Here is a 12952-nt window from a genome sequence, read left to right on the forward strand (position 1 = left end):
AACGCCTACGCGATGGCCATTCTTAAAATAATCTTAGCTCAAACCATATATAAGAAGTCGCAAATCTCAATCGCCCAAATTGGGCAGGAAAAATTGTAACTGCGACTCTTACATTTTCAAATGCTCAGCCTGTCAAAACTCTGTTTGAGCAATCGTGTTCCGACCGCTTTTCTTGCTTGCATATAATTGCTGGTCTGCATGCTGGAGCCAAAGATACCCACCCATGTCACTTCGGGTTCGGGCAGATGCAATCCCGATACTGAGCGTCACACTTTTACTGACTGTAGAACCAGTATGCGGAATATTCAGAGATTGAATCTGAAACTGAATTTCACGCGCCGTTGCCAGCGCACTCTCCGGATTGGCCTCTGGCAAAACACATGCGAACTCTTCGCCGCCATAGCGCGCTGTCATGCCTGAAACTTTGTGAACCGCACGTGTGAGCGCTGCTGCCACCATGGAGATACAGCGGTCCCCTTCCGGATGACCATATGTGTCATTGAATAACTTAAAGAAGTCGATATCCAGCATGATAACGGAGAGCCACGCACCTGTCGGACCCAAACGAGATATTTCTGCCGTAAGTATAGATTCCAGCTGACGACGATTGCTGAGCCCGGTCAGCGCATCAGTCACGGCCATTTGAGCAAGCTGATCACGCAGGCGTTTAAGTTCAATGTGGTTTGAGACACGAGCATTAAGAACGATAGGATTTATTGGCTTGGTTACATAATCAATTGCACCAAGCGACAAACCACGAACTTCGGCCTCCTGATCATCAAGTCCTGTCGTGAATATTACGGGCACATCGGCCAACAGCCTATCGCTTTTGAGGCGCGAACAAACTTCGTATCCATCAAGGCCCGGCATCATGACATCGAGCAGAATTAAATCCGGCAACACCGAACGTGCCACCTCTAGAGCCTGTTCTCCTGAAGTCGCAAAAGATATTTCATAATGATCTTCCAGCACCGCGTTCATGATCTCGATATTTGATACTTCATCATCAACGATCAGAATTGTTGCGCGATCTGACATCTGGCTTACTCCGGTAGTTCTGCAACGTACTCATCAAGAGAATTACTCTGTTTTTGATGAGCAAGTGCATTTAGAAATGGCTTAGTTTTTTTTCATGAGGCGAAATCGGCTGCGTTATCCGACGCTTATACTTTCACGGGATGGATAATTCGACATCACATTTTTAAGCCTCACGTTGTGTTGAACTTGGACTATCATCAACGAAAACTTCATCCAATCTCTGAAGTGCCGTATCATAGTCGAGTTTATCGAGCGCAGCCTTAGCTGCATGGAGAGCTTCTGCTTTCTCTCCTTCATAAATGGGCGATCCGACCAGCTGCAGCAATGCATCAAAACTGGCACGCGCGCGCATGCTACGGCGTTTGAGGTTCTCTCTAAGGGTAGAGACTGCCAATTTTATATCTTCAGATTGAGCACTACCTTCCGCCTGTTGCACAGGTTCTGCTCCAGTATTTATTAAGCTTGATGCAGCCTTCAACGCCGGCTTCATTGCAGAATTGAGCGCAGACAGCGTAGATTGAAGTCCGACGAGCTGTTCATTAGCGATCGCCAATTCCACTTCAGCCGAAATACGCGCTATATCTGGAAGTTCGAGAGAAGAGGCGACTCCCTTCAATGTATGAGCGAGACGACGGGCAGAAGTTAAGTCGCCTTTGGCAATCTGATCCATCAGTGTTTGGATAACGTTTTCGAAATCATCATGGAAACTTATGATCAGTCGGCGCAACAATGCCCGCTTTCCGTTCACACGAACGAGTGCCCTCGTGAGGTCGAAAGGTTCCAGGCTCTCCGGCAACTCGGAATAATCAACGCTTATCTTTTTGTCTTGCGGACGACTTACATCAGCTTCAGCACGGCGCGGCTTCATCCAGCGCTCGAGTGTACCGATTAATACACTTGGATCGATTGGCTTCGCGATATGATCATTCATGCCCGCTTCCGCACATCGACGACGTTCTTCTTCGTAGGCATGCGCGGTTAAAGCGATAATGGGCAACGCCTCAGCGCTCCATTCACGACGAATATGTCTTGTCGCTTCAAGACCATCCATTTCAGGCATCTGCACATCCATCAGGATGGCCGAATAAGCGCCTTTTAATCGTGCAACACTTTCACAGGCTATTCGTCCGTTCTCAGCTATATCGACATCCAGGCCCGCATCATCAAGCAACTGATAAGCAATCTCACGATTGATTGCATTATCTTCAACCAAAAGCACACGCGCGCCTCTCAAAGGCTCGGCAATCAGCTCAGAATCTCTGGTTGCTTCGGCGTTGGTGTTTTCGATGGGGAATAGCGTGTTAAGTGTCTGCAAGATTTGCTGCGCTTCTATAGGCTTGGGCAAATATGCTGCAATACCCGCACGCGAGGCCTGAGTTTTAAACTCATCACTTCCATATGCGGTAATCAGAATTATTTCCGGCAACTTTGCCAGTTTTGCGCTGGCATAGAGGCGACCGACTGTTTCAAGCCCATCCATGCCTGGCATTTTCCAGTCAATTAAGAGCGCGTCGTAAGCTTGGCCACGTTCGAGCGCAGTTTCCAACGCACTGATAACCTCTGTACCAGAAGCAACCAGATCGACGGCAATCGACCAGTCAGCGAAAATACCTTGCAAAATTTCACGCGAAGCAGGGTTATCGTCAGCGACCAGTACTCGAAGCTTCTGAATATGCGGCTGCGGCCTTTCAACGATTGAATATGCACGGTCTACCTTCGCCAGCATCGCCGTCACAGTGAAAACGCTGCCTCTTCCTGGCGTGCTGAAGACCGTGATGTCACCGCCCATTTGAACAGCGATCTGCTTACTGATGACCAGTCCTAATCCTGTGCCGCCAAAGCGGCGCGTGGTAGAACTATCGGCCTGAGAGAACGAGTTAAATAGCTTTGATTGTTGCTCCGGCGTCATCCCGATACCAGTATCGGCAACTGTGACCTGCAACTTGTAGCCACTTGTCTCGGTCACAGTTCCGCTGACGCGCAGCGTTACAGAACCATTCTCACTGAATTTAATTGCATTGCTCAGAAGATTGAGGAGAATCTGTCCCAGACGCATCTCATCGCCAACAAGACGATCGGGTACATCTTGATCAATATGAAGATTCACATCGACATTTTTAGTCCGTGCATCTGCACCGGTGATTTGTAATTTGCGGTCGAAAAGCGCACGCAACTCAAACGGCCGGTTTTCAAATGTCAGCTTACCAGCGTCGTTCTTAGAAAAATCCAGAATATCATTGATAAGACGGAGCAATGATCCGCTGGCCGTGTTAATTTTGGAAAGATAATCGCGCTGCCGTTCCGTCATGTCCGTACGCGACATCAAGTGGCAGAATCCAAGAATTGCATTGAGTGGCGTGCGAATTTCATGGCTCATATTGGCAAGGAACATGCCCTTTGCCTTGTAAGCTTGCTCCACCTCGGTAGAGCGCACTTCAATCTCGGCATTCTTGACCATGATTTCGTCGCGCATGTTGCTAATGCTGTTGACGCACGCGACAAGCATATCGGAAAACCAAACCAAAACGGCAGCTTCAAGCGCTACAATAACGGCGTGAATCATCACGCGGCGAAGATCGCCTCCGGTTGGAAAAACCAAGAATGGCAGGAAATAATCAAGAGCTAAATGGTGGAACGCAACAGCTATTGCAGCAATGATGGTCGCTCTGCGATCACACCAGCCAATGGTTAGCGCAAGCATGGCAAAAAAGTACATATGCATGTCCATTTGCCATATGTGGCCACGCAATAAGTAAAGCAAAACAGCCGGTTCAGCGACAAGCGCGACAGCAGAAAGAAAACGGGTTTCAGGCGCTATATCAGCGCGCAACCACATTAAATTATATGCGAGCGCAAGAACCCCTGCAGCCAGAGCTCCGCCTATCACGGAATTCCCGTTCGCGTAGGCGATAGCTGCAAAAAGTGGAACATGCAGCCAGAAAAACACAACCAAAAAACGCGCAAAACGTCTGCGAATATCATCAAGTTCGATAATCATGATGGATTAAGCCTCTGGGACTTTGAGATCAAAACAGCTTGCAAGTTGGGATGGCTCAAAAACGAGCCACGCACCGGCACTATATAACGCCGAAACAGCATCGGAACGCGGAGCATTCACAACCAGAACATTCGTGCGCTCATTGAAGGAAATTACGTCCGCTCCGGTTTTATTTACCAAAGCAACGACTTCAGAAGCATCAGCCCAAGGGTTCAACATAACTGCAAAGTTATTGCTTTCCCCTTGTGGTAAAATCATTGCATAGGCAAGCGCTCCTAGCCCCAACACAAATAAGGCAAGGGCGGGCAAAAGCTCTCTCATACGCCACTGGCTTTGTACCAAAGGGGAACCCATCTGCATGCATCCGCAAATTAAAACGCGCTTCTCGTAAGAGTGTTTATTATATAAAAATCAGCATGTCTCGCAGTAAGTGCTAATTTAAGATTGCAATTTTCACTTAAACCACAACCTTAATAGCAAAGCGGTATAAAATGCCGTTTTTGTAATACTCAGTTCGTTTAAACTGTAATGACTTTATCCATAAACCATTTCAATTTTCCGGCGACGGCAGCATCGAGCATCAACAAATACGGTCATTGATTGAACACAAATTTTCTCTGCAACCAAAGCCCGCGGAACTAGCTAGCATTGGCTGCATATTCCCGCAAATGATTGAAAAGGCGTTTTGAATAACCAGGCAATTGCGCTTCATTTCGTGTGCATAGATAAAGCTCGCGGTCGGCCCAGCTTTCATTAATGTCTGTGATACTCAGCGCCATATAGCTTCCATAACGCAATGCAGCACTTTGCGGAACAACTGCGATACCGGCACCGCCTTCGACCATGCGGCAGATGGCTTCAAAATTTTCCGCACGCATTCGGTAATCAACAGTACGACCAAGCTCATTGGCAAGCCGACCCAGAAACTGCATGAGTGCTGTCTGCTTCGGCAGGCCAATCAGCTTGAAATCGAGAATTCTGGAATAGTTCACCTGCAACGCTGAAAGCGGATGTTCAGGCGGTGTAACCAAAACTAGCTTGTCTGGCACAAACCGCCATTGTTCCAATCCGCTCATATCAGCAGACGATGCGACAATTCCGATATCTGCTTCGCCATTCCTTAATAGACTCACCACTTCCAGACTGGGCTTGTCTTCAACGCTCACGGTGACATCGGGATGGGCTGCAAGAAATGTCCCCAGTGCATGCGGCAAATGTTCCGCTAACATATTCGTGTTCGACAGCAATCGCACATGTCCACCACGGCCATCAGCAAAATCATCAAGTGCAGTCTGCGCGCGTCGTGCATCGTCAATCAACTTGCGTGCATTTCGCGCAAACATTTCACCCGCCAGCGTTGGGCGAATGCCACGTCCGGTTCTATCGAACAGTTTGAGATTAAAGGATTCTTCCAGTTTCTTGAGGCGCGCACTGACCGCTGCGACCACGATATTATTCTGATTTGCCGCAGCCGTCAGGCTTCCGCCTTCAATGGCGGATACGAAGATACGCAGATCAATCAGATCGAATTTCATGTGTTGCACTTTCACAAATGATGAAATCAGATTTTAGCAAAGACTGATTTTCATATCCAGTCACTTAGAGCTATTCCAAAAACCAAGTCGCGTAACAGCTTATATCCAATTCTTTGAATCGATGATGAGAATAGGAATATCCAAGAAAATCATATTCTTGGATTGCTATGCTTGTTTCGTTTCGGGCAGAGATAGAAGGCTACTTTCTATATGAAAGTCGCCTGCGCTTTGCATTGAATATTCATGCTTCATGAAAGCTCGATCAAAATGTCGCAATCAGGCAGCTTTAAGCAATACCCCGTTGCACCCCGTCCTTCATGGAAAGCACTTATTGGCGCAACAGCCGTTTCCATCGTGGCGCTAGGATCAACCGCCATGGCCGATGAACCATCTGCAGAGTTGATTGCCAAGGGGCGTTATATCGCTACCGCGTCCGATTGTGCTGCGTGTCATACGGCACCACACGGCGGGACACCTTTTGCGGGTGGCTATGGAATCTCATCGCCGCTTGGTACTATTTTCTCAACAAACATCACGCCATCAAAGGCTGATGGCATCGGCAACTACTCGGAAGAAGAATTTGCGCATGCCGTTCGTGACGGTGTCGCGAAAGACGGCTCGCATCTATATCCGGCAATGCCCTACACGGCTTATGCAAAGATGACCGATGAGGACGTGAGAGCGCTTTATGCCTATTTCATGCATGAGGTGAAGCCGGTCGATCATCAGCCGCAGAAGACAGAACTGCCGTTTCCGTTCAGCGTCCGGACCTCGATGGCTGCGTGGAATCTGCTTTTCCTTGATAAGACTCGCTTCACGCCGGATGCTAGTAAATCCACAGAGTGGAATCGCGGCGCCTATTTGTCAGAAGCGCTGGCTCATTGCAGCACCTGTCACACGCCCCGCAACGATCTGATGGCCGAGCAGAGCAGCAAAGCACTGTCGGGCGGTTCGCTGGGTTCGTGGTATGCGCCGAACATCACATCCGATCCGGTCAGTGGGATTGGTGACTGGTCGCAGGAAGAACTTGTGCAATATCTGCGCACAGGACACGTCGCAGGCAAGGCGCAGGCCGCAGGCCCTATGGCAGAAGCGATTGAGCATAGCCTCCAACATTTGACGGATGACGATCTCAACGCAATAGCGGTTTACGTGAAGGACGTGGCTCCGATTTCGTCGGGTGACAAAACCCCACGTGACAAATTTGGCAAGCCATCGGTCACGGAATATGCGCTGCGCGGACTTCCGGGTGAAGTACCGAACGAAAGTGGCTTTCGTATTTTCAGTGGTGTTTGTGCCAATTGCCATCAGATGGATGGCGAAGGCAACAAGCACTATCCGTCGTTGTTCCACAACACGGTGACGGGTGCTGATCGCTCAGACAATCTGCTTTCGGCAATCGTATTTGGCGTCAATCGTACGGTTGATGGCCACACCGCTTATATGCCGGGCTTCGGGCCAGATGCCTTCTACACCGATCGCCTTTCCGATCAGGATGTTGCCGATGTCAGCAATTATGTGTTGGCGCAATACGGCAATCCGGATGTCAAAGTGACGCCCGCCGATGTGAAGCTGATCCGCGAAGGTGGACCAAAGCCGCTGATTGCCGAGCTTGCACCCTTCGCAGCACCGGCAATGGTGGTCGGCATCCTGATCCTGATTGCGCTGATTGTCTGGCTGGTTCGCCGCCGTAAGCGGGCAGCCCACGCCTGATCATTTCTTTCACAATTGCATTGCGCACTCCCGCAGGAGACCAATAATGCCAATCGATAATTTTTCTGACACCGTTTTCGGTCGTCATATTTCCCGCCGATCCGTGTTGCGAGGCTCCGTTGCAATGGTGGCGCTGGCGGCAATCGGTGCTCTTGCCGGACCTTTGCCAGCATCGGCTGCCGACGAGGCGCAGCAGGATTTCATGCAGCTTTCCACTTTTCTGACCGGCCACGATCTCGATCCGGTGCTGGGCAGCCGCTATTTGGCAGCCTTGCAGAAACGCAATCCCGACCTCGTCGCACAAATGAATGCGCTCAGTTCAGCTATCAAGCAGAGCAATGCTGCCAATATGGATGCATTTCTGGAGCTCCCTTCCATTGATCCGAAGCTGATGGAAACCGCGACTAAGATTGTATCCGCCTGGTATCTCGGCGTGGTCGGCGAGCCGGAAGATGCAGAGCTGATCGCATATGGAGAAGCGCTGATGTACCGCCCGACACGCGGCATTCTGGCGATCCCGACCTATGGACCCGGCCCAGATGCCTGGGGTCCGAAACCTGACACCAAGATTTGACAGGAAGAGAACAATGGCAAACGACGCATATGATGCGGACCTGATCGTTATCGGTTCGGGCGTAATGGGCGGTATCATTGCCAACAGCCTCGCAAAGGCTGGCAAGAAAGTGATCGTGCTCGAAGCAGGCCCGCGTGTAGATCGCCGCGATATTGTCGAGACTTTCCGCAACGCGCCTGTGAAACTTTCACTCGCCAACGCAAAATTGCAGGGTGCAGGTTCACCGTTCCCAAGCTTGCCGCATGCACCATCCACCTATGGCGATTATCTCCAGCAAGTTGGCCCGGTTAAGTACAACACGTCGTACTTGCGTGTGGTCGGCGGTACGACATGGCACTTTGGCTCGTCGCTGTGGCGTATGATTCCTAATGACTTCCGTTTGAAGTCGCTTTATGGCCACGGTCGTGACTGGCCAATCAGCTATGATGAGCTTGAACCATTCTATGCACGCGCTGAAGAAGAACTCGGTGTGAGCGGTGTCGATGGCCAGGATGAAAGCGGGCATGGCGGTGCTGCCTATCCACCGCGTTCGATCCCGTATCCAATGCGTGGCCTTAAGCCTAGCTATATGTTCAACCAGCTTTCTGAGAAGCTCTCAAAAGGTGGTTTCAATCCGATCCTTGAGCCAAATGGCCGTGCAACGCGCCCTTATGGCAAGCGTCCGGCCTGTGGTGGCAACAACAACTGCAACCCGGTCTGTCCGATTGCTGCTAAATATGACGGTTCGATGCATATCGATGAAGCCGAACGCCATGGCGCGATCATTCAGGACAACTCGGTTGTCTGCAAAATTGATGCCGATGACACCGGCAAGATTACCGCAATCTGGTATAAGCGCCCGGATGGTTCAGAGCATAAGCTCACCGCACGTTATTTCGTGATGGCTGCTTATGGTATTGAATCGCCAAAGATTATGCTTTTGTCGAAGTCTGATCGCTTCCCGAATGGTATTGCCAACTCATCCGATCAAGTTGGCCGTAACCTGATGGATCATACCGGCATCAGCATGAATGTGATGGCGAAAGAAGATTTCTGGCCGGGCGAAGGTCCAACCCAGCTTCTCGTTTATCTCAACCAGCGCGATGGCGAGTTCCGCAAGGATTACCCAAGCTACAAGATCAAGGTTCGTAATACCGTTCCGACGGGGCAGACGACGTCGAGTCTTCTGAAGAAGGGTGTTCTGGGTTCAAAACTGGACGCTGAAATTCGTCGTCAGTCGGCACGGTCGCTCAACTGGGCAGTTGATTTTGAAACGCTGCCATTGGCTGAAAACCGCGTCCTCCCAAGCACGGACAAGGTCGATGCGCTGGGCATTCCGGTCCCGTCGATTTATTACAGCGTGACCGACTATTGGAATGCAGGTCGCGACCGCGCATTGCAGGACTTCGACCAGATCGCCAAGCTTCTCGATGGCGAAATTCTGAGTACCGATGTCAAATGGCAGAACCGCCAGCACATTATGGGAACAACGATTATGGGCGACGATCCGAAGAACTCGGTCGTTGATCGCGATTGCCGCACGCATGATCACCGCAATATGTTCATTGCGGGCACCAGCGTTATGCCTTCATCGTCCTGTGTGAACCCAACGCTGACAGGTGCAGCTTTGAGCGTGCGAATTGCGGATACGTTGATCAAAGAGATTTAATGAAATGCATAGGGGTGACATTGGCCTGAATAAGGAACGTGGTTATCCCTATGCAAACAATCGATAGCGAAAAGCACTCTCTTTCAAAGGGTGATGACCATTCTTTACTGTTTATCCGGTGCTGCGACTAAGTTGCAAAAGTCGAGATCAGCATGATATTCGTCAAGCTATAAAAGCCATGAGCTTGAACTGGCGTGATAGCTAGAGCATTTCTGAATCAAGTTGGACCAGATGAAATGCTCTAGCCTTTTTTACGCACATTTTGTTCCGAAAACCAGTTCCCACTTTTCGGGATGTGCTCTACACCACTCCATCGACAATAATTTGCATTTTTCCCTGACTACAAGTCTCAATTCGCGCTTCAATGCCGTAGACACCAGCCAGCATATCTGAGGTGACGACAGCTTTTGGTGTTCCATAAGCATAAAGTCCACCATCCTTCAGAACTGCGATCGAATCCGCATAGCGTAAAGCAAGTGAAACATCGTGCAGCACTGCCACGACGATAGCGCCTTTCATACGCACGAGGCGTGCCGCAGACTGCATCACAAACACCTGATGCTTAAGATCAAGCGCACTGGTTGGTTCGTCGAGCAACAACACCTCAGGTTTGCGAACTATTGCCTGCGCAAGCGCCACAATTTGCCGCTGTCCTCCTGATAGCTCGTGAAGATTGCGCAAGGCCAGATCTGCGGCGCCCAAATCATCAAGTGTCTCATAGGCATTACTGATTGCTTCATCCCGCCCTTTACTGCCGCCAAAAGCACTCATGACAGCTTCAAGCGCTGGAAGGCCAATTGCCGGTGGCTGTGATTGCGGCATATAAGCAATCATCCGGGCGCGTTTTGCCCCCGGCACGGATGCCATGTCCACTCCATTAAGATAAATTTGTCCACGGAAAGAACCAATGCCTGCGATTGCCTTGAGCAGCGTCGATTTACCAGCAGCATTCGGGCCGAGCACCGCAACGAATTGGCCGGGGTTAACTGGCCCCATTGAGAGTGAATGGATAATTTCTTTACGCCCATATCGAACCGACAAGTCCGAAATCAACAGGCCTTTCTCGTCTGCCTTCATCGACCCGACCTGCCTCTGAAAATCAGCATAATAAATACCGGCACACCAACAAGCGCTGTCACGATGCCGACAGGTACAATCAGGCCGGGCAGCACTGTCTTGCTCGCTATGGACGACAAAGAAAGTAACAATGCCCCCACCAGACCACTTGCGGGCAGTGCATAACGCTGATCTTCACCTACGAGTAGTCGCGCAATGTGAGGTCCGACCAGCCCGATAAAGCCGATCGTTCCAACGAATGCTACAGCCATGGCCGACAAGACACTGATCCGTAGCAACGCAAAATAGCGCAGCCTTTTCACATCTATACCGAAACTAATGGCGCGTTCCTCGCCCATGCGCAGCGCTGTCATCTTGCCAGATGAGGCAAAAGACAGCGGCATCACGACGGCGAGCGCTATCGCCAGAACAAGCACTTTCTCCCAATCTGCACGCGCTAGACTGCCAACAGACCAGAAAACCAGCTGTTGGAGCACATCTTCCGTCGCTATCAACTGAAATAAAAGAACGACTGCATTACAGCTGAACACCAGAGCAATGCCGAGCAAAACGGTTGTTTCCATGCTGGTTCCACGCAATCGCGCCAATGCATCAATGAGTAAGACCGAACCAAATGCAAAAACAAACGCCGCCGCCGATACCAGCCAATTATAGGGCAACCACGCAACTGACAGACCAAAGACAATAACGGTCGACGCACCCAGCGCCGCAGCAGATGCAACGCCTAATGTGAAAGGACTTGCAAGCGGATTATTAAGCACGACCTGCATTTCAGCACCAGCCAGCGATAATGCAGCCCCAACAAGCAGTGCCATCAGCGAGAACGGCAAGCGCACATTCCATATAATAACTCGATCCGTCGGAGATAAATCCGACGGATGCAACAAGCCATGCAAGAAACTTTGCACCGTCATGCCAGATGAACCTGTAACGATATCATAGCAAAACGAGACGATCAGAAGGGCAAGCAGTCCCGAAATAATGGCTAACCGTCGCTTGCGGAGGTTTCCATAGCGTAATTTCAGCGCATTAAAACCAGAATCCGCATTCGTTTCGATAATCGTTTTCATATCCGAAGACATATTGATGATCCCGCCGCCTTACTCTCCTTGCACAGGATCAATCCAATAAGTGCCATCATTTTTGATTGTCAGAAACTCATTCAACTCCTCTTGAGTCTTTGTAGGATCAACATCCTTGAACAAGTCAGGATGCAGCCACTTTGCGAGCAATTCGACAGCAATGATGTTATAAGGTGAGTTGTAATAGTCGTGCCATAAGCCATGAGCATTATGCTCACGGATCGCCCTCAACTCCTTGAATTCCGGACGCTCCAGAACCGTGTTCAGACTTTGACGGGCAGTTGCTTCGTCAACCGCGGCACCAAGCAAAACGCCCGGCGCACGGTTACCAGTCGCAACATAAATGTCGGGATCAGCCTGTAAAACATACTCAACAGCGACATCGCCGATAGCACCGGGAACGACGCTTGATGCAATATTACGTCCGCCAACGGTATTGATGAATTGGCCGAGCCCTCCATTGCCCGTTGTATGACCGGGAGCTTGCCAGACGCCTGGAAGAAGTTCTGCAAAAACCGTTGGCTTTTTCGCCTCATCGAGATCACGCACTTTATCGGTCAGGCGCTTGAGATGTGCCCCATAGAAATCGGTAAAGGCTTTGGCCTCGTCTTTCCGATCAATCGCTTCGCCAAGCAGTTCGATGCTTTTGGGCGTATTTTCAATCGGGTTAACGCGAAAATCGACGTAAACGACGGCAACTCCAGCCTTCGCCAGCGTGTCAGCAATCGGGCTATGCGCTTTGGGGCCCTCACCCGCCACGCTGAAAACCACCAGATCCGGTTTAAGCGCGAGAATGGTTTCAACATTCACGCTGACTTCAGAAGCCTGGCCTATAAGAGCAATATCCGCAACCTCAGGAAATGCGGTTTTATAGGCTTCAAATGTATGCGGATCGAGTTTACGCAGATCGTTCTGCCAGCCGACAATCCGTTTGAAGGGGTTGTCGCGATCCAGCAATGCTAGGGCATAGCTCAGACGGCCTTCCCCCAATACGACACGTTCAACATGCTCCGGAACCTGAACCTTGCGTCCCAGAACATCCGTAATTTCCGCTGCCTGAGAAACAAGAGGTGAAAGAATACAAACCGCGGCTAAAGCCAAGGACCGCACCGCATTAACAAACGACATATAGATACTCCTGCCAGCTGTATCAGACGTTCACAAAGCATCTGCCACAAAACATCCGCTTAATTGAAAGCCACAAACTTAAACATGACAATAAATGTCAGATATCTGCCGTCTTGGACGAAACAACTGACTTAAGGAACTGAAACCTCTGCATACCAA

Annotated in this window: 10 protein-coding genes; 3 read left to right on the forward strand and 7 right to left on the reverse strand. The window is 50.2% G+C overall.

Going from position 1 to position 12952, the window contains the following annotated elements:
• Positions 1-132: 132 nt before the first annotated feature.
• From WH356_RS09545 to WH356_RS09560, 4 genes are all read right to left on the reverse strand, one after another.
• Positions 133-1038, reverse strand: coding sequence for a diguanylate cyclase (locus WH356_RS09545; protein WP_339510155.1), 906 nt, complete (start codon positions 1036-1038; stop codon positions 133-135).
• Between the two features lie 163 nt (positions 1039-1201).
• Positions 1202-4036, reverse strand: coding sequence for a response regulator (locus tag WH356_RS09550; RefSeq protein ID WP_339510157.1), 2835 nt, complete (start codon positions 4034-4036; stop codon positions 1202-1204).
• A gap of 6 nt (positions 4037-4042) precedes the next feature.
• Positions 4043-4390, reverse strand: a complete 348-nt coding sequence (locus WH356_RS09555) for a hypothetical protein (RefSeq protein ID WP_339510160.1) — start codon at positions 4388-4390, stop codon at positions 4043-4045.
• A 284-nt stretch (positions 4391-4674) separates the two neighbouring features.
• The gene (locus WH356_RS09560; protein WP_339510162.1) at positions 4675-5571 is read right to left on the reverse strand and encodes a LysR family transcriptional regulator; all 897 of its coding nucleotides are present in this window, start codon (positions 5569-5571) and stop codon (positions 4675-4677) included.
• 243 nt (positions 5572-5814) lie between these two features.
• Between WH356_RS09560 and WH356_RS09565 the strand changes: the two genes are divergently transcribed.
• Genes WH356_RS09565 through WH356_RS09575 form a run of 3 tightly spaced genes read left to right on the forward strand, consistent with a single transcriptional unit; the run spans position 5815 to position 9506 of the window.
• A complete protein-coding gene (locus WH356_RS09565; RefSeq protein WP_339510165.1) occupies positions 5815-7284 on the forward strand; it encodes a c-type cytochrome in 1470 nt (489 codons plus the stop codon).
• A 46-nt stretch (positions 7285-7330) separates the two neighbouring features.
• Positions 7331-7858 carry a sorbitol dehydrogenase family protein gene (locus WH356_RS09570; RefSeq protein ID WP_339510167.1) on the forward strand — a complete coding sequence of 176 codons (528 nt, stop codon included), beginning with the start codon at positions 7331-7333 and terminating at the stop codon, positions 7856-7858.
• A 13-nt stretch (positions 7859-7871) separates the two neighbouring features.
• Positions 7872-9506, forward strand: a complete 1635-nt coding sequence (locus tag WH356_RS09575; protein WP_339510170.1) for a GMC family oxidoreductase — start codon at positions 7872-7874, stop codon at positions 9504-9506.
• 300 nt (positions 9507-9806) lie between these two features.
• Here WH356_RS09575 and WH356_RS09580 read toward each other — a convergent pair whose 3' ends face one another.
• The 3 genes from WH356_RS09580 to WH356_RS09590 are packed head-to-tail and all read right to left on the reverse strand — an operon-like array spanning position 9807 to position 12793.
• Positions 9807-10583, reverse strand: a complete 777-nt coding sequence (locus tag WH356_RS09580) for an ABC transporter ATP-binding protein (protein ID WP_339510172.1) — start codon at positions 10581-10583, stop codon at positions 9807-9809.
• Positions 10580-11665, reverse strand: a complete 1086-nt coding sequence (locus WH356_RS09585) for a FecCD family ABC transporter permease (protein ID WP_339510174.1) — start codon at positions 11663-11665, stop codon at positions 10580-10582. Before WH356_RS09585 ends, WH356_RS09580 begins: the two co-directional genes overlap by 4 nt.
• Before the next feature lie 18 nt (positions 11666-11683).
• The gene (locus tag WH356_RS09590; protein ID WP_339510176.1) at positions 11684-12793 is read right to left on the reverse strand and encodes an ABC transporter substrate-binding protein; all 1110 of its coding nucleotides are present in this window, start codon (positions 12791-12793) and stop codon (positions 11684-11686) included.
• Between the last annotated feature and the right edge of the window lie 159 nt (positions 12794-12952).

It is taken from the genome of Ochrobactrum sp. MYb379 (genome assembly GCF_037479515.1).
In the GTDB taxonomy this organism is placed as follows: domain Bacteria; phylum Pseudomonadota; class Alphaproteobacteria; order Rhizobiales; family Rhizobiaceae; genus Brucella.